The sequence below is a fragment of the Paenibacillus sp. Y568 genome (genome assembly GCF_059445545.1).
Map to the genome: position 1 here is coordinate 40,369 of NZ_JCAIUM010000022.1, position 25,542 is coordinate 65,910.

At 38.9% G+C, this 25,542-nt stretch carries 29 protein-coding genes and 1 pseudogene; 7 read left to right on the top strand and 23 right to left on the bottom strand.

The genetic code is table 11. The features are described from left to right. Window positions 1–329: 329 nt before the first annotated feature. The 6 genes from AC1D7X_RS22590 to AC1D7X_RS22615 form a co-directional block, all read right to left on the bottom strand. On the bottom strand, window positions 330–845 hold the full coding sequence (locus tag AC1D7X_RS22590; RefSeq protein WP_495458729.1) for a class I SAM-dependent methyltransferase: 516 nt from the start codon (window positions 843–845) through the stop codon (window positions 330–332). Window positions 846–893: 48 nt separating this feature from the next. Further along, window positions 894–1,658 (bottom strand): Type 1 glutamine amidotransferase-like domain-containing protein, encoded by a 765-nt coding sequence (locus tag AC1D7X_RS22595; RefSeq protein WP_495458730.1) that lies wholly within the window; start codon window positions 1,656–1,658, stop codon window positions 894–896. 75 nt (window positions 1,659–1,733) lie between these two features. Continuing rightward, the gene (locus AC1D7X_RS22600; RefSeq protein WP_495458731.1) at window positions 1,734–2,318 is read right to left on the bottom strand and encodes a DUF1361 domain-containing protein; all 585 of its coding nucleotides are present in this window, start codon (window positions 2,316–2,318) and stop codon (window positions 1,734–1,736) included. A gap of 226 nt (window positions 2,319–2,544) precedes the next feature. Further along, the gene (locus tag AC1D7X_RS22605; RefSeq protein ID WP_495458732.1) at window positions 2,545–2,994 is read right to left on the bottom strand and encodes a GNAT family N-acetyltransferase; all 450 of its coding nucleotides are present in this window, start codon (window positions 2,992–2,994) and stop codon (window positions 2,545–2,547) included. Window positions 2,995–3,201: 207 nt separating this feature from the next. Continuing rightward, on the bottom strand, window positions 3,202–3,861 hold the full coding sequence (locus tag AC1D7X_RS22610; RefSeq protein ID WP_495476171.1) for an HAD family hydrolase: 660 nt from the start codon (window positions 3,859–3,861) through the stop codon (window positions 3,202–3,204). An 18-nt stretch (window positions 3,862–3,879) separates the two neighbouring features. Further along, entirely contained in the window at window positions 3,880–4,329 is a 450-nt protein-coding gene (locus AC1D7X_RS22615; RefSeq protein ID WP_495458734.1) for a GNAT family N-acetyltransferase, read from the bottom strand. Between the two features lie 234 nt (window positions 4,330–4,563). Between AC1D7X_RS22615 and AC1D7X_RS22620 the strand changes: the two genes are divergently transcribed. Beyond that, window positions 4,564–4,944, top strand: coding sequence for a hypothetical protein (locus AC1D7X_RS22620; protein WP_495458735.1), 381 nt, complete (start codon window positions 4,564–4,566; stop codon window positions 4,942–4,944). Between the two features lie 78 nt (window positions 4,945–5,022). Here AC1D7X_RS22620 and AC1D7X_RS22625 read toward each other — a convergent pair whose 3' ends face one another. From AC1D7X_RS22625 to fur, 5 genes are all read right to left on the bottom strand, one after another. After that, a complete protein-coding gene (locus AC1D7X_RS22625) occupies window positions 5,023–5,553 on the bottom strand; it encodes an NUDIX domain-containing protein (RefSeq protein WP_495458736.1) in 531 nt (176 codons plus the stop codon). An 18-nt stretch (window positions 5,554–5,571) separates the two neighbouring features. Continuing rightward, a complete protein-coding gene (locus tag AC1D7X_RS22630; RefSeq protein WP_495458737.1) occupies window positions 5,572–5,775 on the bottom strand; it encodes a DUF4177 domain-containing protein in 204 nt (67 codons plus the stop codon). 34 nt (window positions 5,776–5,809) lie between these two features. Then, window positions 5,810–6,295 carry a DinB family protein gene (locus tag AC1D7X_RS22635; protein ID WP_495458738.1) on the bottom strand — a complete coding sequence of 162 codons (486 nt, stop codon included), beginning with the start codon at window positions 6,293–6,295 and terminating at the stop codon, window positions 5,810–5,812. A gap of 118 nt (window positions 6,296–6,413) precedes the next feature. Beyond that, a complete protein-coding gene (locus AC1D7X_RS22640) occupies window positions 6,414–7,394 on the bottom strand; it encodes a copper amine oxidase N-terminal domain-containing protein (RefSeq protein WP_495458739.1) in 981 nt (326 codons plus the stop codon). Window positions 7,395–7,525: 131 nt separating this feature from the next. Next, window positions 7,526–7,996 (bottom strand): ferric iron uptake transcriptional regulator, encoded by a 471-nt coding sequence (gene fur, locus AC1D7X_RS22645; RefSeq protein ID WP_495458759.1) that lies wholly within the window; start codon window positions 7,994–7,996, stop codon window positions 7,526–7,528. A gap of 234 nt (window positions 7,997–8,230) precedes the next feature. Between fur and AC1D7X_RS22650 the strand changes: the two genes are divergently transcribed. Beyond that, the gene (locus tag AC1D7X_RS22650; protein ID WP_495458740.1) at window positions 8,231–8,527 is read left to right on the top strand and encodes an ArsR/SmtB family transcription factor; all 297 of its coding nucleotides are present in this window, start codon (window positions 8,231–8,233) and stop codon (window positions 8,525–8,527) included. Further along, entirely contained in the window at window positions 8,520–11,003 is a 2,484-nt protein-coding gene (locus tag AC1D7X_RS22655) for a DsrE/DsrF/DrsH-like family protein (protein WP_495476172.1), read from the top strand. Before AC1D7X_RS22650 ends, AC1D7X_RS22655 begins: the two co-directional genes overlap by 8 nt. Before the next feature lie 88 nt (window positions 11,004–11,091). On the opposite strand, the gene AC1D7X_RS22660 is transcribed toward AC1D7X_RS22655, so the two are convergent. From AC1D7X_RS22660 to AC1D7X_RS22685, 6 genes are all read right to left on the bottom strand, one after another. Continuing rightward, window positions 11,092–12,291: an MFS transporter gene (locus tag AC1D7X_RS22660; protein ID WP_495458742.1), complete on the bottom strand. Its 1,200-nt coding sequence runs from the start codon at window positions 12,289–12,291 to the stop codon at window positions 11,092–11,094. A gap of 113 nt (window positions 12,292–12,404) precedes the next feature. Next, entirely contained in the window at window positions 12,405–12,632 is a 228-nt protein-coding gene (locus tag AC1D7X_RS22665) for a hypothetical protein (RefSeq protein WP_495476173.1), read from the bottom strand. 42 nt (window positions 12,633–12,674) lie between these two features. Beyond that, window positions 12,675–13,856: a hypothetical protein gene (locus AC1D7X_RS22670; protein WP_495476174.1), complete on the bottom strand. Its 1,182-nt coding sequence runs from the start codon at window positions 13,854–13,856 to the stop codon at window positions 12,675–12,677. Between the two features lie 81 nt (window positions 13,857–13,937). After that, a complete protein-coding gene (locus AC1D7X_RS22675) occupies window positions 13,938–14,246 on the bottom strand; it encodes a hypothetical protein (RefSeq protein WP_495476175.1) in 309 nt (102 codons plus the stop codon). A 256-nt stretch (window positions 14,247–14,502) separates the two neighbouring features. Next, the gene (locus AC1D7X_RS22680) at window positions 14,503–15,120 is read right to left on the bottom strand and encodes an NUDIX hydrolase (RefSeq protein ID WP_495458747.1); all 618 of its coding nucleotides are present in this window, start codon (window positions 15,118–15,120) and stop codon (window positions 14,503–14,505) included. A 1-nt stretch (window position 15,121) separates the two neighbouring features. Further along, complete coding sequence (locus AC1D7X_RS22685; protein ID WP_495458748.1) at window positions 15,122–15,802, bottom strand: SOS response-associated peptidase; 681 nt, start codon at window positions 15,800–15,802, stop codon at window positions 15,122–15,124. A gap of 319 nt (window positions 15,803–16,121) precedes the next feature. On the opposite strand from AC1D7X_RS22685, the gene AC1D7X_RS22690 reads away from it, so the two are divergent. Beyond that, window positions 16,122–16,916: a copper amine oxidase N-terminal domain-containing protein gene (locus AC1D7X_RS22690; protein ID WP_495476176.1), complete on the top strand. Its 795-nt coding sequence runs from the start codon at window positions 16,122–16,124 to the stop codon at window positions 16,914–16,916. A 489-nt stretch (window positions 16,917–17,405) separates the two neighbouring features. Here AC1D7X_RS22690 and AC1D7X_RS22695 read toward each other — a convergent pair whose 3' ends face one another. From AC1D7X_RS22695 to AC1D7X_RS22715, 5 genes and pseudogenes are all read right to left on the bottom strand, one after another. Further along, entirely contained in the window at window positions 17,406–20,156 is a 2,751-nt protein-coding gene (locus tag AC1D7X_RS22695) for an O-antigen ligase family protein (RefSeq protein WP_495458751.1), read from the bottom strand. Between the two features lie 264 nt (window positions 20,157–20,420). Next, window positions 20,421–20,596 (bottom strand): annotated as a pseudogene (locus AC1D7X_RS22700) (IS30 family transposase); the annotation flags it as partial. Window positions 20,597–20,805: 209 nt separating this feature from the next. Next, window positions 20,806–21,663, bottom strand: a complete 858-nt coding sequence (locus AC1D7X_RS22705; protein WP_495458752.1) for a copper amine oxidase N-terminal domain-containing protein — start codon at window positions 21,661–21,663, stop codon at window positions 20,806–20,808. 791 nt (window positions 21,664–22,454) lie between these two features. Further along, entirely contained in the window at window positions 22,455–22,760 is a 306-nt protein-coding gene (locus AC1D7X_RS22710; protein ID WP_495458753.1) for a hypothetical protein, read from the bottom strand. Then, window positions 22,747–23,454 carry a sugar phosphate isomerase/epimerase family protein gene (locus AC1D7X_RS22715; RefSeq protein WP_495458754.1) on the bottom strand — a complete coding sequence of 236 codons (708 nt, stop codon included), beginning with the start codon at window positions 23,452–23,454 and terminating at the stop codon, window positions 22,747–22,749. Before AC1D7X_RS22715 ends, AC1D7X_RS22710 begins: the two co-directional genes overlap by 14 nt. A gap of 26 nt (window positions 23,455–23,480) precedes the next feature. Between AC1D7X_RS22715 and AC1D7X_RS22720 the strand changes: the two genes are divergently transcribed. Beyond that, window positions 23,481–23,816 carry a DDE-type integrase/transposase/recombinase gene (locus AC1D7X_RS22720; protein WP_495458755.1) on the top strand — a complete coding sequence of 112 codons (336 nt, stop codon included), beginning with the start codon at window positions 23,481–23,483 and terminating at the stop codon, window positions 23,814–23,816. A gap of 62 nt (window positions 23,817–23,878) precedes the next feature. On the opposite strand, the gene AC1D7X_RS22725 is transcribed toward AC1D7X_RS22720, so the two are convergent. After that, window positions 23,879–24,070 (bottom strand): Mu transposase domain-containing protein, encoded by a 192-nt coding sequence (locus AC1D7X_RS22725; protein WP_495458756.1) that lies wholly within the window; start codon window positions 24,068–24,070, stop codon window positions 23,879–23,881. A gap of 440 nt (window positions 24,071–24,510) precedes the next feature. Between AC1D7X_RS22725 and AC1D7X_RS22730 the strand changes: the two genes are divergently transcribed. Together AC1D7X_RS22730 and AC1D7X_RS22735 are read left to right on the top strand one after the other, a co-directional pair. Further along, entirely contained in the window at window positions 24,511–25,119 is a 609-nt protein-coding gene (locus AC1D7X_RS22730) for a DUF6241 domain-containing protein (protein ID WP_495458757.1), read from the top strand. Then, complete coding sequence (locus AC1D7X_RS22735) at window positions 25,116–25,493, top strand: hypothetical protein (protein ID WP_495458758.1); 378 nt, start codon at window positions 25,116–25,118, stop codon at window positions 25,491–25,493. Before AC1D7X_RS22730 ends, AC1D7X_RS22735 begins: the two co-directional genes overlap by 4 nt. Window positions 25,494–25,542: the final 49 nt, after the last annotated feature.

Below are 25,542 nucleotides of genomic sequence, written 5' to 3' on the forward strand. Positions count from 1 at the left end.
TAACACTTCGGGGCAACTTAACAGGAACCATTCCATCTAATTCGGCACTATAACTCCATATGGCGGTATATCGGATACATTAACGGGAGAATTTCCAGTTAGCTAAACAAAAAGCATGCTTCTCTCAACAATTAGCGGGAGGTTTTCCCGTTAACATTAAATACAACTCACCATCAGCCCAGCTCAGTCCTAGACCAGACATATAAATCAACCCTAAACCAGACATAAATCAGCCCTAGACCCGACCTAAATCAGACCTAGACCAACCCATACCAACCCCTGACCTGAACTCCTACACCGCTCCAACACGATCAATTCCCCAATATATATCAGTTCCAGCTTATTTCTTCATCACGACGATATACCTCAATAGGTACTGATGCGATTCTTGGTTCAGGTTTGTTAGATTTTCTACGACTGAACCAGTCTCCACAACATGTAATGTATGAAAATGCTCTCTCAAATCCTCTTCGGAGAAGAAATGTGCGTACTTCCCTGCTATATTCATATGTACTACTTTCTAGTTGCTGACCCGCTCCACAGTGAGGGTCCTCGTCTGAGAAACAAGTGAAATACATAAGCCCATTCTCTCGAAGATGAAGAATACACTTATCTATCAGTTGCTCCCGATCATCTTTTAGAAATAAATGCAATAGGTCGTAACAGTAAATCCCATCATATTGCTTATTCAAATTCATCTCTAATACAGACTCTTGGATAACGTGGGATCTAGAATCCCATTCCCTTGCTAGCGTTGCTGCATCTGCTGACAATTCTACTGCATCAACTATAAATTGTGAGGATAACGCTTTGGTATTACGTCCATAACCTGAACCAGGAACCAAGACCTTATGAATATTATGTATTTCAAAAAAGTATTCTCATTCCAATCATTATTCACATTCGTGAACCGAAACGCTATTTGTTAGATATAATTCTGCTAAGTCCCTGAAATACTCATCTTGAATTATCTTTACTTGTACAACTTGATTATTTAGATAAAACACTTTATATGCGTTAGCATTATCTGCTGTCTTCAACACTATATATTCGTTATCCTTAAAAATAATGGCACAATTATTCTCGATCGCTATGCCCATATCTTCTGTCCCTTGTACCATCTCTGGAAAGTTAATTGGTCGCTCGTACTCATTGAAATGAGGGCAATGAAACCCTTTTAAAATTCCTAATCCATCAAGTTTGATATAGTCATACTCTCCCTGACTTCCCGGAACTGAAATCTCACTATGTCCGTGTTGAAACCAACAGATCGAACCTGCGCTTATCCCAGATAGAACTGTTCCCTTGGTGTAAGCTTCTAACAAAATCCGATCTACCTGATGTTCTCGCCAGATTGCGAGCATTCTTCCCGTATTTCCACCACCCACATAGATCAGATCCGCTTGACTAATCTTTTCGTAAATCTCTTCCAACGTTATATCACTGTCAATTAACAAAAGAAAATCTACTTCACAACCCAACTCATCACCATAAATTTGTTGAAAGCTATCGCAATACCCAGATGAATCATCACTGGCAGTGGGTATAAATAAAGCTTTAGGTCTCTCTTTATCTGTTAACTTAACAATTTCAGTATCTATGCCATATGTCTCACGCTGGTCTAATTCTCCTCCACCAATAGCAACGATAATTCCCATGTTAGAATCGCTCCTTCACATTATCTGATGATTAATATTCCACCACACACCCTAGGTCGTATAGGTTAGCTTTCGTCACTTTTTCAAATAAGAAAAACAATATACAACACAGTAACTTAGCAACGTAACCGCAAATATCAACCCTGTAAAAGGCATGATATGTTGTAATTGCACGGGATCTGTAAGCATCAGAAATGTATCACGAAAGAGCTTATAAGGATTCAACAACACATCCCAACTATTCCAACGAATAAATCTCCCAATATAGATCCCCAAGCTACTTAGCATTAGAATGATAACCGTGAACATCCAACCTGTAATCCAGCCGAATGATTTCCTCACTAGACCATGAACCACAAATAAGGAATAAATACTTAAGAATAATCCTATTAATGCCGCTGAGAAAAAGATCATTAGGTGGTACCAAAATTCAAGGTCATGAGTAAACCGTTCTCCAGGCGCAGGTTTATAGTGAACGAACGGATGTAGCATGTCTGTTATCAAATACGCTGAATTGGGATAAAAGAATAACCATGCCAACCCTATCAATAGCAATAATATCCTTCTCCATGTACGATTCTTGTTCACATTTATATAGACGATGGTAATCAACAACGTACACCCAACAGGTACCCATGCGAGAAAAATATCCCAGTTCAAATATAAATATATTTCCCTTTTCGTATAATCTCTTAGATACTTTGCTAATGACAAACAAGCAATCGTTGCAACTAACAGTAGTCCTACGACAATGATATTAGGCAGTAAATTTCGTTGTTTTGAATACTTCAGAGTTCCACCTCCTAGCTAAGTAGTTTTCTAAAAAAACATACTATGCCTCATTAGCACCACTACATTTCCGACACAACAATTCCAATACAATCACTCATATATATAGTTGCAATCTCACCATATCCCTACAAGGTAGTCCGTTCTCAAATATAGGCTCATCATAATGACGTGTGAAATAATCTTTATCGATGCCTACAATTCTAAACCCATACTTCTGATACAGATACAACTGTGCAATGCTTGAATTTCCCGTGCCAATCTCTACAATTTTGTAGCCTAATTCCTTTGAAGTTTGTATCGCATGTTGTAATAATTGTTGACCGAACCCCTTACCTTGTAACGTTTCCTCCACAGCAATGTTCATGATCTCCACCGTATGTGGTCTAGTCGGTAATAAGACATACGTTCCAACGGTCTTTCCATCTAGCTCTTTGACATAACATTTACTTCTTGTGATATAAGCTTGTATGGATTGTTCTTCTGGATCTGCCAGCAATAGTAATTCCATTGGATACTGTGTTACTTCTGATATGGTCATCTGCATTCTCCTACATATATTTACTTTATTGCTACGCCTGTTCAGGTTTTAACTACTTCCAATTCAATATACGATTTCAAAAATCTCTGGTTGTCATATGAAGTCTCCTTCAAGGTGACTTGAAGTTGATCCTTTGTGAACTCAACCAAGCCATATCCCGCCAACGGCTTATCATAGCAACCAAGTGAGCCTGGATTTAGATACCAACTAGGCTTAGCTCCTTACGTCTTCACAGAAATGATTCTTTAAGGCCTCAACCGTGTTAACGATATACGTTGGCTTACTCTCTAACAATTCCTCATGATTACCATACCCATATTCGACAGCTATTGAGGCAATGTCATTCTTATGAGCTCCAATAATATCGTATTTACGATCTCCGATCATCACAATGCTTGACTTGTCTAAACAATTCTCTTCTATAACCGCTTGAATCACTTCATTTTTCTCTGATCGTGAACCGTCTAAATGACTGCCATACACCTGTTTGAAATATGGGGTCATTCCGAAGTGTTCTATGATCTTCACCGCGAACAAGGTTGGTTTCGATGTTGCTACAAATAATGTTCTATTCTGGTCAACTAATATCTGAAGTAACTCGTGAATACCTGCATAGATTTCATTCTCATATAAACCTCGATCTGCGTAATATTCCCTGTAATACATAACAGCTTTCTTGCAATCACTGTCCGAGAATCCATAGAACTCAGCAAAAGAAACCGTTAATGGTGGACCTATAAAGGATTCAAGATTATCTAAATTGTCTTCAATAATATCAAATTTACTTAACGCATATTGAACACCTTGAGTAATACCCATCTTAGGATCTGTTAAAGTACCATCTAAATCAAATAATATATTTTGAAAATGCAATCTCAACACCCCTTCTGTCTATACTTCTAGCTCATAGTGAACATACACTTCATCTTTCTCATATCCATTTCGCTCATAGAGCCTTTGTGCAATATCATTATTTATTGCTGTTGATAGCTCTAACCCCTTTGCATTGGTTTTGCGTGCATAGTTCGTTGCTTCATCAAGTAAAGATTGAGCTACACCTTTTCGTCTGTACTTATCTATAACAAATAGATCGTTAAGAATCCATAATTTCTTCATCGAGACGGATGAGAATGATGGGTACATCTGCATAAACCCAACTAGCTCTCCCTCTCCCGTATCTCTTGCTAACATAAGAACAGATTCCTTATATCGGATTTTATCAGTAATAAAAATACGTGCATTGTCCGTGTCGCTTTCTTGTCCATAAAAGATTCTGTACTGATCAAACAGGAGCACGACTTCTTCCAAATCATCCATTGTAGCTTCATTAATAACTTGCATGATATAACCACTTCCTCTTTAATATATTCGAGAATTCAGCCACAATTAAACGAGTTTAGTCATATTCATAACCATTATATCTTACGTAACAAGCATTCAACCAACATATACTAGTCTATTATCTTCATGTATGAACAATAACTTAAATTACGAATGTGCTGTTTATTTGGTTCTTCATCCAATCACCTCCTACTCTCTCAACATATATTACTTGTAGAAAGGAGGTTGATCAGCATGGTTGAATCCAAAAAAGCAGTGATTAGTCAAACATTATCTCCACGTCTGACAGTATATTCAGACGAGAATTTCCGCGGAAGAAGTAGAATACTCAGAGGTAACCTAGGTATTCGTAATATTGAGAATATCATTGGTGGAATCGAAAGTCTGAAATTCTTCTCTAGAAATTCAAATGCAACATTAGTTTTATTTAGTAGAACAAGATTTCGTGGGAATTTCCGCGTAATCCGTGGAAACCGTAACATCCGCGATTTAGAAGATTTCATTAACGGCCGTGATGTAGAATCCTTGATTTCTACAAATCAAAGATTAACTCTTGCCCAAATCCGTAGAATTCGAGACAGTGGCGAGTTACCACGTGGATATCGCACACTTTAATTTATTTGTATTGTGAACCATCCATGTAAAAGGCTTCTATTCTGCTAGATTAGCAGAATAGAAGCCTTTTTTCATGAATCATATATTTAATACGGTCGTTCGCATTCGCATGACTTCTCTTAGGAATGTCAGATCCCTCTCTTTTATAAACTGACCTACATAATTCCTAGGATGATCTTCTTCCATAAGTGAAATGGCCTCTTCGATATCCACCCATTTCAGCATACAACCTTGATTCTTTTCTTCTGTTGTGAAGCTGGGCGCTATCGGATGATCTGTAACTTCCCCAACATAACAATACGATATTTGAAGAAGTCTATGCTCGTTTCTATACTCGATGATCATTCCCACTTCATCCAATACATCGACTTCTACACCTGCTTCTTCGATCAACTCTCTAGTCAAAGCCTTGATAGGATCCTCGTTGTTCTCTAATCCGCCACCTGGAAGCTTATGATATTTATCCCTAGAAACATAGACTAACGCAATTTTCTTCAATGAATTCGATACAACAGCCCTTGATGCTTTTCTCAAAGAATATGCAATATCCTGATTGTTCATTTCTTCGCGTTCAATATCAGTGTCATCTATTTCACGGATTAATCTCATATGGTGCTCGCCTCCGTTCTAACCTAATAGTGCCTTTCTCTTAAATACAATAATAACGTCACTGGACTGCCCTTGACTGTTACTCATGTCAAAGCAAGATACTAGCTCCCAGCCATCAAATCCGTATTGATTCAATGTTTCCTCGAATTGTTCCTCGTCTACTTTACCTCCAAGAAATCCTATCGTCTTATACTTTATTGTTTTGTATTCCCATTGATCCAATATGGTCCCTCCTTTACGCATACCCCAACATTATTTATGCCTGATGGTTCTTAATAAAATCATCCACTTGGCTCATATGATGCTGATCATGCCAAATGAAATCTTTTAAATATTGTGGGATGTGAAATGGTTCTCCACTATCCATATAACTTGCAAGATAGACCTCTTCAGGCAAACTTCGAATATATTGAATTATCTGCTCTCTTATGTAAATGGTTTGTTCGCCCAATTCCATAATACTCGTTCTATTCCCATATGCCTTCGCTGAATCGTTAAATTCGTCGAAGTTCTGATGCTGCAAAGTTAAACTTTCCTCCTTATAGATCTTCTCGATCGCTGTTTCAAAGAAATACTTATCCCATAACATCATATGACTTACTAATTCGCGTAATGACCATTTTCCTTCTGCTATTTCTTGATTCCATACCATTTCTCCATATCCTTCTAGCTTCTTAACGCAACTGACCCACTCACTAAATTGATCTAGTAATTGCTCTTTACTTTCAATAATCTCTGTCATATCCATCCTCCTCATTATTAATATGTTTATAATATGTTGTATTTCACTTCTGAATAATTATGAACGATAAGTTCCGTGTTACGAGTTAATCCTGATTTCTCTCTTCAATATTCCCCACTTATATGGTCCATTCATTATGAATAATCGCCACTAGCACCCATGTGTCAGCTTCCTGCTCAAACACTAGTCGCAAACTCCTCCAATCCATTCCCTCATACACTGGATTAAATCCATCGAAATAATATTCAACCACAATGCTCTCTGGATAAATCATACGAATATTATTAAGTGAATTCCCTGATCCAAGCATCTGATTGTACCCCACTTTCGGAGCACTTGCGAAATCATTACTGTATACATATCGTTTATAATACGATTCAAACGTCACAGAAATAGGGAATCCCGTTCCATCTTCTTCGCCCCATAAATAGATCTTCGTATTATCGAACCCTTCAGCTAATTTCTCAAGTGGCATTGCAATATTTCGCTTCAAGTCGATGTAGCTGTAAGGGACGAAAAGAACACCCTTTTCTCTACTAGACAGATTCGATAGTGTTGTGAAGTCCCTATTTTTTAACGCTAGAATCGTCTTATCCGCAATCAGTCTGATCTGTTCCTTAGCCTCAGCTGGAGAGAGAGATGCTTGAATCTCGGCTGTACGTGTGGATGCATCCCATCTTATACTTGCCCCCATACTCTCCATGGCGATCCGAAGAGGTACAAATACTTTCCCTTCTCTGATTTCAGGTGCTTCCTTTAGCAACTCATCTTTATCTTGGACCTTCACTTGTTTACTCCCTACTAGGAATTGTGCATTGCGTTCTCCCTTATTTACCATAATCTTATGTTGCTGAGGGAGCCAACTTACAGTCGCACCGATGGCTTCAGATATGACCCGAATAGGTACCATAATGGTTCCATTCTTTTGAAAAGAAGTTCCTTCTCCGTGAATCCACGCACCATCCACCTTAATTTGAAACGGTTGATTCGTCGTATCTGCATAACTAGTTGATATACCTGAACACACACTAACTAGTAATATCAACGTCGTCAGTCCTGCTCTTCTGAAAGCTTGCCGATCAAAATTTAATCTCATCATAGATACCGCCTCCCTAACTACCATAATACCCCATTTAAGGTATGGGATCAGTTAATCTTTTGTCATTCTGGATACAAAAAAAGCCACAGATTAAATTCCGGGCTTATATGATAACCTGTATATTTTATTGTTTAAGATACTGCTTTATGTGTTCCACTGGCATGATTGGCTTGACAGGATTGACATACCCCTTGAAAATCAAGGCGATGGTCCTCCACTTTAAATCCAAATTCACGCTCAACTCGTTTCTCTAAAGGAAGCAACCAATCCTCCAAAATCTCTTGCACTCCTCCACATTCCGTACAGATTAAATGATGATGGAAATGTGCCTGATCTTTTCTTCGTAGATCGAATCGATATACGCCATCTCCGAAGTTAACCTTCTCAACAACATGTAACTCTTTTAATAATTCTAATGTTCTATATACCGTAGCAATACCAATCTCGGGAACTCTATCTTTAATAATCATATAGATTTCTTCTGTCGTTAAATGATTATCTTCATTCTCAAGCAACACTCTTACCGTTTCTTCCCGCTGAGCAGTTAGTTTATATCCTTTGGCCGTCAATTGTGTTCTGATCTCATCAATACGTGCATCCATCATTTCATTAACGCCTCCTTAACATCCTTTTATACGTCCTAATTCAGATATACGTTTTCATTCCTTATTTATAATGATTATTATCTAATATTAACTCAAGTGATTCATAATTTCAAGTTTAATTGAGAAAGACCCTTTAAATAGAAAATATAGATATTGTTAATGACACTTGCTTAATTTATCGTAATATCGTAATATTACGTTATAAGGATTTAACAAGGAGTGAATGTGGATATGGAAAATAATTTTAAAGCATACAACGAAACAGCCGATATATTGAAAGCTTTAGCTCATCCAGTCCGATTATGTATCGTTAGGGGCTTAATAGAGAAGGGAACTTGTAACGTCTCTTATATGCAAGAGTGTCTAGATATTCCACAATCGACGGTCTCCCAGCATCTTCAGAAGTTACGCACGATGGGAATCGTACAAACGGAACGGAACGGGCTTGAAGTGAATTACAGTGTCGTAGATCCGAGAGTAAAGATGATTATAACCACTTTTTTGGGAGGAGAAACACAACATGAGTAACAAAGTTCTAATTATTGGTGGAGTAGCTGGAGGAGCATCAGCTGCAGCTAGACTCCGCCGCTTAGATGAAGATGCGCATATTATTATGTTTGAAAGAGACGAATACATTTCCTTTGCTAATTGTGGACTCCCTTACTATATCGGAGACGCGATCAAAGATCGCTCGAAGCTATTAGTGCAGACGCCTGAAGCGATGCATAATAGATTCAACATTGATGTTCGAACCCATAGCGAAGTCATTTCAATAGATCCTATTGGAAAAACAGTCCGTGTACAGAGCAAGGAACGTGGGGTGTATGAAGAAAGTTATGACCATCTGATTCTTTCACCAGGTGCGAAACCTACTCAACCTAACCTACTAGGTATGGATAGTCCTAGAATATATAAAGTTCGTAATATTCCCGATATTGATCGTATTAAGCAGAAGGTAACCGATACAAGCGCTCGTTCGGCTATCGTTATCGGTGGAGGTTTCATTGGCGTAGAGATGGCTGAGAACCTAAAAGAAATTGGACTAGATGTAAATCTAGTTGAATCGGGCTCCCATATTCTAGCTCCATTTGATGCTGAGATGTCCAACATTCTTATGAAGGAATTAGAAGATCATCACGTAAATCTAACCCTTTCTAATAGAGTCCAGTCCTTTCATGACACACAAGATCAGATCGAAGTTCATTTAGCAAACGGCGATGTGTTATCAAGTGATATGGTGATTCTATCCATTGGAGTAACACCAGATACGAACTTCTTGAAAGATAGTGGATTAGCCCTTGGCCCAAGAGGTCATATTATTGTGAATGAGAGACTCGAGACCAATCTAGAGAATGTATATGCCGTTGGAGATGCGATCGAAGTTATTGATTACGTGAATGGAAGCACTACTGCCATTCCACTAGCAGGTCCTGCGAACAAACAAGGACGAATCGCTGCAGATAATGTATGTGGTTTAGGTACGGTGTACAAAGGAACTCAAGGTACCTCTATTATTAAAATCTTTGGGTTAACTGGCGCTTCTACAGGTAATAACGAGAAGACACTGCAACGTTTAAATATTCCTTACCGCGTGATCTTTGTACACCCAAGTTCTCATGCTTCCTACTATCCTGGGGCTAGTCCTATTACCCTTAAACTTCTGTTCAATGATGAAGGTACTGTACTAGGCGCACAAGCTGTTGGCTTTGATGGTGTTGATAAAAGAATAGATGATATCGCCACAGCTATCCATTTCCATGGAACCGTGACCGATCTCGCTGAGCTTGAGCTAGCCTATGCTCCACCCTATTCATCTGCAAAAGATCCCGTCAATATGGCAGGTTATACTGCTGAGAACTTGTTAACGAACAGAACCTCTGTCTTCGTTGCACAGGATATAGAGACACGTGATATCGAGAATACGATTCTAGTCGACGTTCGTTCTGAGATTGAACACCGTAATGGTCACATTCCAGGTTCGATACTGATCCCAGTAGATGAGCTTCGGGGTAGACTTCAGGAATTGGATCAGAGCAAAGAAATATGGGTCTATTGCCAAGTTGGGTTGCGGGGTTATACAGCTTCAAGAATTTTAGCACAACGAGGCTTCAAAGTACGTAATCTCACGGGTGGATACAAGACTTATCAAATGTCGAAATACACACCCACACCTAACGTACATGTATCTTCTGTTCAAAATGAGAACTTGAGAACTCAAGATGAAGTGGCTCCAACGATTGAGAATACCCTGCACGCAGATGTACAATTAGATGCCTGTGGATTAAGCTGTCCTGGACCTCTTATTAAACTTAAGTCATCCATGGATCAACTCAAAGATGGTGAAATTCTACGAGTGACTGCTTCAGATCCCGGATTCTATAGTGATGTACAAGCATGGGCTCAAATGTCTTCCCAACAAATCCTTCAGGTTCAAAAGACTTCAAATGGTATGATCGAAGCCTATCTCAAAAAACAAGTAGCACCTGTGCCATCAGAAGTGTCTTCTGAGCGAACACCAACATCATCATCTACTTCTGAGGGTGCATCCATGGTTGTATTCAGTGGAGATCTAGATAAAGCCATAGCCTCCTTTATTATTGCCAATGGAGCAGCAGCCAGCGGTAAAAAAGTGACCATGTTCTTTACCTTCTGGGGATTAAACATTATTCGTAGACATGATAAAGTATCCGTCGATAAAACCTTCATCGGCCGCATGTTTGGAGCTATGATGCCCCGTGGAAGTCGTAAATTATCGATGTCCAAGATGAATATGATGGGTATGGGTTCCAAGATGATTCGGGGCATTATGAAAAAGAACAACGTATCTTCGTTAGAAGAATTAATTGAATCCGCCCTTGCACAAGGTGTGGAAATCGTAGCCTGTCAAATGTCCATGGACATTATGGGTATCACCCGAGAAGAATTAATAGATAAGGTCGAGATTGGTGGGGTTGGTTATTATTTAGGCAAAGCGGACCAATCCGGTATTAACCTCTTTATCTAAATTCTATTTTAAAAATATAAATACAATACAAAGCCAGTCAACACATACAACAACACGTGTTCGACTGGTTTTTTTACCTATACATAACCTATCCATTCTCACGAGCATGCCCTTTTAATTTGTACCTCATCACAAACTGAATACAGATTGCCACAAATAGGATAGCTAAATTAAAATAAAATGCAGCATACATCGAATAGTTCGCTATCAAGATCCCTGCAATAATAGGAGACACAATCGCGCCTAACTCTGAAAAAGACACCACATTCCCTATGAATGAACTCCGCTCTTCTTGATGAACCGTATCCGCAATATGAGCAAAGAAAGAGTCCATATAACATGCCCCTCCAATGCCTCCTATTAACATCCCCAGATATACGATCCAATGTTGATCGAACGCTAAGAATAAAATCACTTCTACTGCAATCAGAGATAGACCAATCATACAAATCATTAATCGATCTTGTAATCGATCAGATATCATCCCCACAAATGGAGCAGAAATAAAAGTGGACACTCCCACCACCGTAAAGGCGGCACTCGTACTAAAAGAGCTCCATCCCATCATATGAGTAGCGAACAGCGCAAAATAAGTAAGGAACACAGCAAAAGCGCTCATCTCTAGAAAATGAACGGTTGAATAAAAAGCCAACATTTTATTGAGTTTTATTTTTCGTTTCTGTCGTTTTTTCTCCTTCAAGACAGTCTTTTGATATCTTTGCTCAAAATGACCATCCTTGATTTTGATTAATGCAAGTAATGCCAACGCTGAACAAATGGCAACAAAGTAAAAAGGAACATTTAACGGAAAATAGATAGATAACCACCCACTAATGACTGGTCCTAACACCATCCCTGCACCATCACTGCTGCTGATATACCCATTGTAAGTTCCACGATTCTCTTCCGTACTCCATTCATTGATCGTGCTTCTGACAAACACCGTTAATCCCGTGGCAATGGCTCCTTGAATAAATCGTAACGCACACAGAAACCAATAATTCGTGGTCATCGCAAATCCAAGCATACTGATGACTTGCAGAGCCAGTAAAGTCACACCTACAGTCTTTCCGCCCCATTTTCTAAGTAAGATCCCCGTAGGTATCCCTCCACAAACCTTACCTACGTAAAAAATAGCAAAAATAACGCTCATCGCAAACACCGAAAAGTTCATTTGCTCTATAAATAAAGGGAACAGCGGCAAGATCATATACCCGCCCATATTCGTAAAGAAACAAATCATCACCATGAGCAGTACATTTTTATTCAACCCTTGTGTCCGCATCATTCATCCCCCTGCATTCTGACTTCTCCGCTATAAGGTATGCAATGATGATAAAAAGAGATCGTTTCGTGAATAATATTCTAATTCTGACTACACTGGGAATAGTGAAACTTTACTCAACCCTCTGATCCCAACCGCTCCATAATCAATGCATCCATTAAATGATCATACTTATCCAGACTATAAGCAGGAGATATGTCATATTGTTTTACGTATACGTTACCTTCTAGATCATCCACATACATATAATACTTAGACTTCGTAACTTTACCTTCATTCTCATAATTGAACTGCAACGCCCAAATATGTTGAATCTTAGGCAACATCGTAATAAATTTAATCAAATAATCTTCCCACAATTGCAAGGATTTTAACTAAAAGGGATTTTAACTAAATATCGTTATGTTTTTGCCATCATACTGGGCGAAACCGATGCCTAGAAACTTTTGTTCAATTAATTCTTCTCTCAAATCATATATATATACCATTTGTTGATTTACTTCATCTAACCATTTACAAGTGAGAATAATATGATTATCGACAGATAGTATTTTCTCACCTAGAGAAAAAATAAAGATGAATTGATTTGTTTGCAAATCCAAAATAGCATATCGTTCATTATCAAGAGTTTCAATAGAATAGAGTTTTTTATCCATTAATATGGGTCTATGTAAAATATTATTATATTCAAATAATGTTTGTTTTCCTGAAAGAATATCATATTCTATTCTTTTTGTTGTATTTTTTTCAAAGTCTACTAAAGTGTAGTTCATTTTTGTCGAATTATTCTCGTATGAAATAATAGATTTGTCTAAGGAGCAACTTTCTAATATTTGTTTGTTCTTCACCTCCAAAGGGAGTCCTGATTTTAACATACTAATAAAATTAAGTTTATCTAGAACAATAACATGTTCCATTAACTTATAATCAAGGTTAATCTTATTATCAGAGTTCTTCCAAATTTCATGCTTTTCTTTATAGTGAAACCCCCCTGTGATTATCGCAATTTCTTCTTTTTGGGGATTATTTTTATCGTTTACTAGATTCATTATAGTTTCGATTCTATATAGGGTGTCTATTCCAAAATCAGGTGAAATATTATAGTATATTTTCTCCTCAAAATCAATCAGTATCATATTTGTTGTTTCATAGGTCTCCGAAGTTGAAATTCCAACTAAACAATAACGATCATCAATACCATTTATTTCCGTTCTATATAAGGTTGATTTCCCAATAATATCTTTAAGAGTTAGAGTAATTTGAGATATATGAATATCACCACAGTTTACACTATGAACATGCAGAAACATTTTCTCATACGAAAAACTCACATAATAAAGTACACCATTACAAAGTTGTCTCGAGAAAACTTCTGCTGGGTAAGTGAGTTCTAATGGTTCAATGGTATTTACGTTTGTATTCTGAATTAAGAGTTTTTTAATAATATATCCTGCACTTATATCGTCATGGTCATTTACTTCTATATAATAGACGTTATTCTCTTTAGATTTTCCAATAAAGAAAATTCCTGTGTCGTAAAATCCACTCACACGTAGAATATTTAACATTAATAATATCTTCCCCTTATGTAGCAAGTTGAAATTCCCCAACCAATGATACATTGGTTGGGGATTACTCTAATTAGTTAACTAAAAAAGCCACACATGGTTTGATAATTTCGCACCACCTGCATAGGGGTGCCAATGTGGATAAAATCCATCTGTATCATGAGGAAGTGTGCAATATTTGGAGGAACCAGCCACAGAACTAGCTAAAGAACTAGCTAATGAATTGTTTTTAGTAAAAACATTATTAAGTCCGCTTGCTTTTAAATATGAAAGTGCAGCAGGTCGGTTTGCAAATGCTCCCCCTACCCAAACATCTTGGTTAACGATTTTTGCTGGAAAGTAATCATGTGTTTTATTATTTTTCAATGCTGAAGCGATATCTGAAACCAATGTATATGTGATCCCAAAAATTACTACTGTGGCAGCAGATGCAAGTAACGCTGCAAGTAAAGAACCCAGTACTGATCGTTCATTCCCTACTATCTATCCATTCCTCTATTCTTCTTATTTCTTCAGAATTATAACCAGCATTGACCAGTTCAGGCTGAGGTTTATAAGAATCCTCACGATAAAGAGACGCCGATACGGATGTAAGTACATCGTCACTAGACATCTTATAAATCGTTACTGCAATAAAAGTCACATCCTAATCTAACAAGACTTCCTTATCTGGTTCTCTCAGAAAATTAAACAATTCTTTAATTTGCTTCTCCGTAACTCTCTCTTCCGACAGGATTGGTAATTGATCCTCTTTGAAGAATTGCACGGCAGAAGTTTCTATTCCTCCCGAAGCCTCTCCACCGATAATTTCACATAGGATATATATTTTGTAAACATGTAAGGCAGATGGGGGGTGATCATGAAATTTGGTGTCCAGAATTCCTAATAGGCGAATCGTTCTAACATCGAATCCAGATTCTTCTTTTATTTCTTTGGCTACGACCTCACGTGGAGAAAGTCCAATATCTGCCCAGCCACCGGGTAAAGCCCATGCCCCATCAAGACGTTCTCTTACAAGTAAAATTTCATCATTCTGGAACACAACTCCCCGTACATCCACCTTTGGTGTTGCATATCCACTCTCACTGGCAAATAGTGTTCTGATCTTCTCGATCTCCACATCTGTATATTCATTCAATATCGTAATACTTAGTTCCCGTAGCTGTTCAAAACGTTCAAGATCATACACGTCCTTTGAATACGCAAGACCATTCTGACTGATAGCTTGGATTTGTTTGGCCCATTCCAACCATTTCAAGTTCATATCAACCACTCTCCCTAATGTCTTCGATTAATTCCTTCGAATCATGTCGTACATTTCCTACAGCAGATGATACTGGATAGGCATTCATCTTACTGGCCTCATATGGACGAAGTAATGCCATAAGAGCTGATTCATCATGGTTATCCCGACTTAGCCATTCTGTTTCGTTGTCGCGATGTAGAATAACAGGCATGCGATCATGGATGTCAGCCATGAGGCTATTCGGTGTTGTCGTAATGATTGTACACGTACTTAGTTTCTTACCCTCGGGATCAATCCATATATCATACAAGCCAGCCATTGAGAAAATATCACCATCTCGCATAACAATTCTCATGGGCTGTTTGCTATTTCCTTGCTGTTTCCATTCGTAGAACCCATCTGCCGGGATGATGCATCTTCGATTACTGATTAGACGTTTGAATGATGCCTTCTCAAGTAGTGTCTCAGCCCTCGCATTAATCATTTTAATCCCCATCTTCTGATCTTTTGCCCAAGACGGAACAAGCCCCCAACGGAGTTCTCCTACTCGATTCTCTGTCCCGTTATGTATGACAGCAGGTACGAATTGCATAGGTGCCACATTATATTTCGGGGCGTATTGAATCATTGTGGAATCATTCGTTAAGTATCTGATCATCAACTCTTCCATAGAGACCGTTATCGTATAACGTCCACACATGTTAATCACTCCCCCGAATAAATAGAATGCTTACTATTTTATAAGTCACCATAATTCCTTATTATTCGTCACTTTCTCCACTATACCTCTTGGACACTTTTCTGTTTTTCTCCTTTAGCTGCCGGTGCTGCAAGTCCCCAGATACTCATTGGCTCTCTAATTAGTACATTATCTTAACGTTACTCAATATATTAATTATGTTATTTCTTAAAACTTTTATACTAAACTAACGTTAGAGTAGTTATAACCCTTTCTGAATAAGCAGCTCAATATTTTAGTTGTCGGATGTATTAATCCAAAATAAGAACGGATGAGATTTATGAATCGGCGAGTGCTTAGCGTATCTCTTTTGATCTCGGCCTGTATCGCCCTATTATTTATTGGTTCTATCCATGTACATGCCGAGAGTCACAATGAAACATCTATTCATTTGAAAATCGATAAGTTCTTTATTCTATACACTCTTCCTTCTCCTCCATTTGTCGATGCCAAACAGCGCCTACTTATTCCACTTCGTGCTAATCAGGATTTAATGGGTGGAACTGTTTCTTATGACGATTCTACTAAAACAGCAACCATACTATTGCTGAATCATAGGTTTGAAGTGACTATCAATTCTAACATTGCACAAGTTGACGGGATGACAATTCATATGGATACAACTCCAATATTAAAAAATGGATCCATGTTTCTACCAATTCGCTTGTTTCTTGATCATACTGATGTTAAATATACATGGGACCAAAAGATGAAATTGCTACATATTACTGATGAAAGAGTGGCGGAAGGTCAGCCATTTAAAGATTTTGCAGGTAATGATTTCACGTCTGGTAACGAAGATGGTGCTTTCAGTCTAACTTCCTTTAAAATGACCTTACACTCGTTGTCAATCAAAGCTCTCAATATTTCCGGTGAAAATATAGCCAAAGGAAAATCGGATATTCATCCATTAGTATCATTCAAGGATAAAGGTGGTTTTTCTACCGATTCCTATACTAGACCGATTTATCCAGCTCTCCCAGAGGTGATAAAAGATTCATCCATAACTGTAACTCAACAGTTTGATATGAAAAATGTTGCGTATATTATTTCCGTAGGAAGAAGAGAGCCTTAATGTGAAAATTTGAGGACACTCAACACTCTGTAGGAAGCCGCTACAAGTGCTTCATTGTATTTTAAATCAATCGAATCCAGGATAATATTCATTCACCCAAAAGAACAGAATCACTCATGATTAAACATCGATCAGCTACTTTAGGTGAAACAACTTTTATTTATGAATTTTACAGAAAGTCTTTTATGGGACTTTTACTTAAGAAATTGGATAGATCGGATCTAGATATAATGTTACGAGATATTAACGATAATAAGGCTATGGATCTGCTTAATATTCAAAGTCCAACTTGGGTCAATGAAACTGAAGTTATTTTGCACACATTAAGTGGTGACAAAACAATCATATTAAAATAGGCTAGTTTATCTAGCCTCTGACATGGCGACAGTTAAGAATTATTCATAAATACTTCTCAAAAAAGAATTGCCGCTCCACTCCCGTTTTAGGAGTGAGCGGCCTCTTTAATCTTTTTAGAAAATATTTTGTTGACTACATTGCAGCAGCTTCCTCAATTTTAGCAGCCTCGCTAGGATCGGCACTAATTAATTTATTATATATTTCCTCGTCCTGAACATTATTGGTTCTCTTTAAAGCGGCCAAGTACCAGCGAGCCAATTCGCGATTGGAAGTGTCGCTATAATCTTCTTCAAAGCGATCTTTAAAAGTGTTGACTGCCTCTTCTACCTTCCCCGAAAACAACTCAATCTTACCTACATTCAGTACAAGCGAAGCGGGAAGAGCGAAGAGATCATTGTTGGCGTCCAATAGAATTTGTCGGTAAGCCTGGAGTCCAAAGTTGAAATTGTATCTCATAGCAACTTCCTCTTGATCATCATTGATGTGATCACCCATTTGACTACGCGCATTCATGCCAAGATTAAAGGCTTGGATTATCAAGGCATTATACCACTCCGTAGACCAAGCTACGGGTTGAAGCACCAAATCGGCGTAACCTTCCGTAAAACCTGTTTTGAGTAGTTCAGTAGCTAAACTATTATCGCCTTCTATTTGCTTTATTTTCCCAATGCTTAATGCAATTAATGGTGTAATATTAAATGGACGCCCCTGCATCTGTTCTTCCGGAAGGGTTGTTAGATAAGCTATTCCATCCAAAACATACTGATATTGGGCTAAACCGGCTGTGAAATATTTCTGCTGTTTGTTGTTATCTTTGATAATACGAGCTTCATTTCCAAGAGCAAAAGCACGACTCATCATATTTTCGTACCAGTTAATGTCCCAGTTATATCGGTAAGCATTTTTAGAATATATATTGTAAGCAAGTTCTGGTTGATCTTTCATATCGTAGTAATTGATCAACTGGTTAAGTAATTTCTTATTGCCCGGCTCCTGCTTGATTGCTCGCTCCAAGAGCGTAAAAGCTTCATCAGCAAATTCCTCTTTTTGCGTCAGCTTGTATACATGTTGGTCCAAGGCGGAGAGTAGAATGACTGATTGGGGATAGTTTGGACGATATCTCAACGCTTTATGAAGAGGTGCTGCAACTTCCTCATACGATGTGCTGACTGTCGATAATTGTTCGGCTTTCATTGCAGAATTGCTAGAAATGATTGACCGGGTGGAGAGCACCAACAAGGTAATTGAAAAAATAGTTAGAGCGGCCAGATACCCAAAGCGAATTATATCTTTTTTCCAAATTGGCGGCAATGGCTTACTGTGCATGACGTTCGCCATACCGGCTAGCCCAAGGAAAAGGAGAATACCCATAAACGCATAACTCATATTAAAATCAAGCAGACTATGCACAAGTATCGACAAGGTGATGATTAGATAGAAAAAACCGTTTGAGAAGTCATCCTTGTCCCGTTGCAGGTAACTACGAATATATTTATAGAAAATATATAGTATGAAACACATAAAAATGATGAATCCGATGATCCCAACTTCGATTAGATATTGTAGGAAAAAGTTATGCACCTGGCGGCTAGTGTACGGGTTATTCTGGTATTGCTCGTATAGCGCCGACCAGCCTCCTCCTCCGGTACCGAGCAATGGATAATCCTTTGTCACCTTCAGGGCGTCTTTGTAGAAGGTCAAACGCTCTAGCACACTGTGCTGCTTAAAGTTAATGTTATCCAACCGAGTTTCAAGATTGTCGGGAAGTGCTTTTTTCAAGTCAGTACCCATCAGCAGGAAGGCGACCAGCGCTACCAACGCTATGGAAACGATCGGCAGCCACAGACCGGCCAGCTTGTGTCCGTTCCAGCCGCTCATCTTACCTTTAAGCCAAGGGGCGGCATAGCTCTGAATGACCCATGCGGTGACAGCGGACAGTGTCGAAGCGGCGACAAGATAGCCCCAGCCTCTGGCGGCGGTGCCTGCATGGAAGGCAAGGCCGATGTTGTTAATCGGGCCTATGACGGCCAGCGAAGCGAGACCGGACACGGCCAGATGGATAACCCACAGAATCTGCTGTGTCGGCCTCAGTAACAGCAGTAGTAGAAAGAAGATGACTGGGAGTAACACCAACCCACCGCGTGACAGCGTCAGTAGTAGTGAAATCAGGATGGGTACCAGCATACAGGAATGGATTAAGATACCGTACCATTTGCGAGAACGGATGAGGGTGAATAGTGCCACGAACAGGAAAGCCATCAGAAAGGCAGCGTATGTATTGGCGTACTGAAAAATGGAAGTCAACCGCAACCCGTTAGAATCGGTCATAACAGCATCCGTATAAATTCCATTCCGCACTGTATTAGAGAACCAACCGACCAGACTTCCGGCCAATTCCCCTGCCCTAAACCAGTTTAATAGACCAAAGCCGACGATCAAATAGGCAAGTGTAAGTACGGCGTTTTGGAGGGCGAGATCCACGCGCTTTTGTCTGAGTAAATACAAAGCTATAATAAATACCGCACCATAAATACTCTGAATATAGAGCAGGTTCATTGCGTTATAATGGGATATGGCGACGAACAGAGACAGTGCATAGGTCAGAGGCAGCAGCAGAGCCGCCATGGAAAGAATGTCTCGTTCTTCTTCAAATTTAAACTGTTTGTAAAAGGCGGCAATCCATAGCAGCGCCAGCAAAGCGCTAAAAAGAACAGCGATATATATCGGCAGTTCGTAGTCAAGCATTTGCCCATTAAACAGTCCCGTTTGAAACGGCGCCCAGAATAAAAATAAAATAAAAGCCACGAAAAGCGATAGAACAAAGGCCGGCAATTTTTCGTCTTTAACCGACGTGTTTTTTATACCATACACTGGAATCGACAATGTTACAATCTCCTTTTTATGTTGAAATTTCACTATTTTATCACGCTATTTTAGGATGAACTGCTTAACAGACAGATTGTTGCTTGGTTTGAGATCTGGATTGAATACATCTTAGATGTACTTATGAACAAAAGAACATCTTCGCGATATCCAAAATTTTATTTAATAAACTTCCTCCATTGCCCCTTTCTCTAAACTATGTGAATTTCCTATTTGAATTATCACGTGTATGCAAACTTTAAATCTGTGAAAAACATTTCCTTGGCCGTTTATTAATGAGATTGAGTGCTGTTGCCAGGATGAATGGGGATCAGCAAAATAGACATCGATGTTGCGAGGAACTCCAAAGAGGCATGACAGGCAAACTCTTTTCCACAATCCGTGGTCGCGGTTTGGAAAGTGCCCTGAGGATACTGAGATGCAGTAACGCCAAAGGCAATCGTCTAGAAATGCGGTGAGTTTAGTTTCTGCTCTCTCGCTGTCTTCGATACAATACTTTATGTCTATATTTTCTTGTATATAATAAGACGGTAATAATATCAAAAGGTTTGTGAAAATAAGTAAGTAATTCCCCAGATTGTTTTACTGAACTAGCGTGTTCCGTTCAATGACCGAAGCGATAACTGTACGCTTACCCAGTCCGTATCATTTATATTTCCGTACTCTTCATCAAACCGTTTTGTTCAGCTGTTTTCATCAATTTAGCAATGGAATCCAGCGCAGTCTCGCTGAACTTATACCATTGCCCCTCCACAGCGTCAAAAATCAGCGCTTTCGGATAGTCTGCCAATTGTTCTTCCGTGAATCCGTTGAGCCCAGATGGATCACTCAGAATATAGGGATCAAAGCGTTGGACACTATTTCCTGCCGCGTCCAAAAAACCATATTGCCCGGTTTTCGTATACCACCCTAAAGTATCCAAATTGTAATACCACCCATAATTCGTCGGAGCATCCACCTTAGCACCTTTATTCGACTCAAAGAGCGCATAAATCTCTTCGTTATAACGCTTGCCACTGAACTGCTGCCTGTAGCCGCCTATTATCATGTGGTATTCATATTGCAAAGTTGTCACTTTCACTCCATTGATCATCAAGGGCGCGGTATCGACCGTAACCGTACCGTTGCTGTAATTGACCGTACAGCCAAACGTTTCCGCTAGAAAGCGTAGCGGAACAAGGGTGCGATTATTTTGGATGTACGGCTGCACATCCAACTCCAGTGTCTTTCCATCTTTCACTGCGGTGCTGCTGTTCAGTTGCAAGGTTATTTTCATGTCATCTCTCATAATCGTCACTTCCGAGCCCGACCAATCGACCACAGCCTCCAGATTTTCGCTGATCACGCGCAAAGGCACCATTGTACGACCGTTCTTCATCTCAGGCTGTACTTCGGATGTGATCGCAACGCCATCCATGATAATCGGATGACTCTCTGCCGCATGAACAGGCACCGATACAGCAATGAGGCTTAGAGCAAGTGCAGTGCTAAGAATAATTTTTTTCATTGTGTGAATTCTCCTCGTATATAGATTTTGCAACGTGCGATTAAAATCGCATGCTGATACTTCCTTACCTTTAATTACGAGACCACTCATCACGACAACTGCCATAATGAATAAAATGATAAGTTACCTAACTGCCCCATTTTTCTATACTCCGCGTATAAAATCCCCAAAAAATCTAATACCCATATTTTTCTACAAAGACTAATACGCAAATATTGATGACTTTGTTGCGAAAACTGGTAGTTAGCGGAATAACTAAATTAATGCATAGGTATAAACAGATTGTTTATTATGTTATTTATCCATTCATAAGTGAAAATACCCGTAAGTAATAAAGCGAAAATACTTGCAGTAATCTTGTTGACTTTTGAAATTATCCCAATAAGCTTGTACATTACAATAAAACATAATATCGTTACCATCAGAAGTAAGAGAACAGATATCCACATCACATTTCCCCTCCTTTTTCTAGTCTAACTTTGATACTATTCTCCCTCTGCCCGTTAGCGGAACGATGGGCTGCCGTTTTAGCCCACATGGAATTGAACGATTGCTAATACTTAGTACTCACTAGAATAATTAATAATTAATAACTTTCCCTAATCCTTTTAATGCCTCAAATATTTTAGTATCGTCTCTAGGGTCTTGAATTTTTCCAGAGTGTATTCTGTACATATCGTTATCATATCTTTTAAGCCAAATAGATGAGATCGTCGGAATATCAAGATCTAAAAATTGAGAAGAGAACGTGGACCAAAAAGTTCCTAGATATATTCTTTCATTTCCCACAACTACAACAAAAGGTTTACCGCTTGCTGGTACTTCGCTTCTAGCTTTCCCTCTAAACTAAGGCCTTCCTTCATTGTAAATTCATGTTCTGTCCAATTGTATGTTTTAATCTCCTTGTCGGTAAGCACAGGTATTGTTTCTAATGGAAGATCATCAAGCTTTTTACTCATAGCTTCATTTGTAGATAAGTCTTTAACCAAATAGATTGAGAATTCATTAACAGCTCTCTCCTTATTGCCATTATTACAGCCAACAATTAGGAATATAACATTCAGAATTAATAATAATTTTATTTTAGATAGACTCATAGGAACCCCTTAATGCTTCCAATCTTGTTGCTCGTTCAAACGCTTTATGTAAAAAATCTGGTGCAGATAAATCCTCATAGTCCCAATTCATGGCCTCTATTGCGGTCGCACCGGAATAACCTGTTCTTACAATTGCTTGCATGACTATAGACCAATCAATCGTGCCGTCAAAGGGTAACCCGTGCTGGGCATAGCTTCCGTTATCATCATGTAAATGGATTGCCATCAACCGGGAACCATACATGGATAATAGATCTTTATCCGGATAGTAGTGGTAGTGATGTCCACTGTCATAACAGAAACCGATCCGTTGGGAATTCACTTGCTCCAGCATATACGCCAAATTGGTAAGATTTTTCAAATTCTCAAGCGCAACATTGACACCAAACTGTTCAGCTTTTTCAGCGATTCTCTTGATTCTATCGAGTCCCAATGCGTTATATGGATTATCTTCGTGAGGCAGGTGCACCACCATTGTCGGAATCTCAAATCCTGCGCAATCTGCAACACATTGCAAATAGCAGTCAGTTAAGGCATCACCGTCCAGATTATCAAGCCAGAGGTCATATACGACGAGATCAAAACAAAAGGATTCATCGGGAGCATTACCACCCTTCGTTACTTCATGAGGCCACTGAAGCCTATCATTTCTTTTAAGGCTACCGAACGGTTCGAGACCGAGCCAGGCGAGCAAGCACAGGTCGACTGGGTCACTTTAGAGTGAATTGGAATCAATCCCAAAAGCGGTTGTATACGTTTGTTATGGTACTTGGTTATTCGCGCACGTTGTATGTGGAATATACAGAAGATGAGAAAGTTCAGACCCTTATTGGCTGTCATGAACGAGCGATGACGTACTTTCGAGGGATTACAAGAACTTGTCTGTACGACAATATGAAGACCGTGGTCATCGGACAAGTCGAGCAAGGTGAAGTTATATGGAACGAGAGATTTTCAAAGTTCGCCAACCATCACGGATTCATTCTTCGTCGTTGCAAACCCTATCGTCCGCAGACAAAAGGGAAAGTGGAGAATGGTGTTGGTTATGTTCGGTAGAACTTCTGGCCAAGAGTACCGTCGTTTACAGGACTACACGATCTCAATCAACAAGTTCTCTTTTAACTGGATAATGTGGCCAACTGCCGCATACATGATGCAGCATGCCGTTCTTCTCGTCCTGAACATAGATGACCTACATAGATAAACGGAATCGAATAGCGATTGCCCTGGTAAGACACCAGTGTGTCACTGGAAACCTTACGGATATGCCGTTCTTCTGATTGGAAGGGAAAAGAATTAGTCGGTTTCAATTTCTCTCCTACTCGATTCTCTGTTGTCCCGTTATGTATGACAGCAGGTATGAATTACATAGGTGCCACATCCACATTATATTTCGGGGCGTATTGAATCATTGTGGAATCATTCGTTAGGTATCTGATCATCAACTCTTCCATAGAGACCGTTATCGTATAACGTCCACACATGTTAATCACTCCCCCGAATAAATAGAATGCTTACTATTTAATAAGTTACCATAATTCCTTATTATTCGTCACTTTCTCCACTATACCTCTTGGACACTTTTCTGTTTCCCCTTTATCTGCCGGTGCTGCAAGTCCCCAGATACTCATTGGCTCTCTAACTAGTACATTATCTTAACGTTACTCAGTATATTAATTATGTTATTTCTTAAAACTTTTATACTAAACTAACGTTAGAGTAGTTATAACACTTTCTGAATAAGGAGCCTATGATGAAGAATAGGATTATAATTGTCGGAAGTATAGCTGTTTTAATTATTAGTGGACTTATATTTTTTAACGAATTCTATATTTACAATAAAAAAGTTGTGGTTAAACTGGTGGAAGAAAATACGGAGGATGCTACAGCTTTAAATCATTCATTAGTTCCTGTTGTACCGAACATTATTTCCGAGTTTACTAAGATCGCAATGATTGACACTACACCGGAGACAGAAATTAACATGCTACTTGATAATGGGGACGTTATGATATTCATGTCCGATTGGAAGTTGGATCTTTCACAATTTGATACACCCATAATCGAACTAACACCTGAACGTGTAGAACTCATTTTAGATGTCATTCAGTTGAGTGAGGTGATTCAGAAATATAAATATAAGAACTCAGAACTTCTTGCACAAATTGCAGAACAATGGAGAATAGGTAATTTTTCAACAATTAAAGGAGATCATAAAAAGCTTAAGGAGATTGAATATTTACACAGGGAGGGTTTGATCGCAATAGAAAATCAGCAGAAGGAGAAGAATGCACCTGCTAAAGATATATATATCCAAGAGATAATAAACGCTGTTGGAAAGAAAAAAAGCTTTCAATGAACCGTTTTGAGGATGCGCTTGAAGAGTGGCTAGATGCGCCTTACAATAACAAACAACCCTATGAACTCTCTCCTTCTGAGCGTCAACAAATCGCAGAAAGTGTATATCCGGAAAATACTGTGCTGACAACAGGTGACGTATTAACTGAGTTTGAGAAAATGTTTTCGGGAGAACACACGTATACCTATGATCGTTATGTTGCTTTGTCATATTATTTAACAACAGGACAGGCAAAAAAGGACAGTTACCAGTTTAATGAGTTTTTTCCGCTACCGTTCTTCCCTCTTGACTATAATGATAAAGAGATATCTGCTAAATCTATCCGTGACTCCTATTTGTTATTCTATCAATACATTGATAAATTGCAAGAATGATGTTAAATACCACTTATACCGTTTGATGCGGTTTAGCAAGCTTAGGTAT

What these genes read in the sequence shown, in the direction of transcription:
- AC1D7X_RS22640 (WP_495458739.1), bottom strand. Translation starts at nt 7,394, where the DNA reads ATGATGAGATTAAATTTTGATCGGCAAGCTTTCAGAAGAGCAGGACTG.
- AC1D7X_RS22615 (WP_495458734.1), bottom strand. Translation starts at nt 4,329, where the DNA reads ATGCAAGTTATTAATGAAGCTACAATGGATGATTTGGAAGAAGTCGTG.
- AC1D7X_RS22605 (WP_495458732.1), bottom strand. Translation starts at nt 2,994, where the DNA reads ATGCAGATGACCATATCAGAAGTAACACAGTATCCAATGGAATTACTA.
- AC1D7X_RS22680 (WP_495458747.1), bottom strand. Translation starts at nt 15,120, where the DNA reads ATGAACTTGAAATGGTTGGAATGGGCCAAACAAATCCAAGCTATCAGT.
- AC1D7X_RS22655 (WP_495476172.1), top strand. Translation starts at nt 8,520, where the DNA reads ATGAGTAACAAAGTTCTAATTATTGGTGGAGTAGCTGGAGGAGCATCA.
- AC1D7X_RS22625 (WP_495458736.1), bottom strand. Translation starts at nt 5,553, where the DNA reads ATGAGATTAATCCGTGAAATAGATGACACTGATATTGAACGCGAAGAA.
- AC1D7X_RS22685 (WP_495458748.1), bottom strand. Translation starts at nt 15,802, where the DNA reads ATGTGTGGACGTTATACGATAACGGTCTCTATGGAAGAGTTGATGATC.
- AC1D7X_RS22710 (WP_495458753.1), bottom strand. Translation starts at nt 22,760, where the DNA reads ATGAGTCTATCTAAAATAAAATTATTATTAATTCTGAATGTTATATTC.
- AC1D7X_RS22595 (WP_495458730.1), bottom strand. Translation starts at nt 1,658, where the DNA reads ATGGGAATTATCGTTGCTATTGGTGGAGGAGAATTAGACCAGCGTGAG.
- AC1D7X_RS22735 (WP_495458758.1), top strand. Translation starts at nt 25,116, where the DNA reads ATGAACCGTTTTGAGGATGCGCTTGAAGAGTGGCTAGATGCGCCTTAC.
- AC1D7X_RS22660 (WP_495458742.1), bottom strand. Translation starts at nt 12,291, where the DNA reads ATGATGCGGACACAAGGGTTGAATAAAAATGTACTGCTCATGGTGATG.
- AC1D7X_RS22730 (WP_495458757.1), top strand. Translation starts at nt 24,511, where the DNA reads ATGATGAAGAATAGGATTATAATTGTCGGAAGTATAGCTGTTTTAATT.
- fur (WP_495458759.1), bottom strand. Translation starts at nt 7,996, where the DNA reads ATGGATGCACGTATTGATGAGATCAGAACACAATTGACGGCCAAAGGA.
- AC1D7X_RS22620 (WP_495458735.1), top strand. Translation starts at nt 4,564, where the DNA reads ATGGTTGAATCCAAAAAAGCAGTGATTAGTCAAACATTATCTCCACGT.
- AC1D7X_RS22650 (WP_495458740.1), top strand. Translation starts at nt 8,231, where the DNA reads ATGGAAAATAATTTTAAAGCATACAACGAAACAGCCGATATATTGAAA.
- AC1D7X_RS22690 (WP_495476176.1), top strand. Translation starts at nt 16,122, where the DNA reads ATGAATCGGCGAGTGCTTAGCGTATCTCTTTTGATCTCGGCCTGTATC.
- AC1D7X_RS22670 (WP_495476174.1), bottom strand. Translation starts at nt 13,856, where the DNA reads ATGTTAAATATTCTACGTGTGAGTGGATTTTACGACACAGGAATTTTC.
- AC1D7X_RS22705 (WP_495458752.1), bottom strand. Translation starts at nt 21,663, where the DNA reads ATGAAAAAAATTATTCTTAGCACTGCACTTGCTCTAAGCCTCATTGCT.
- AC1D7X_RS22635 (WP_495458738.1), bottom strand. Translation starts at nt 6,295, where the DNA reads ATGACAGAGATTATTGAAAGTAAAGAGCAATTACTAGATCAATTTAGT.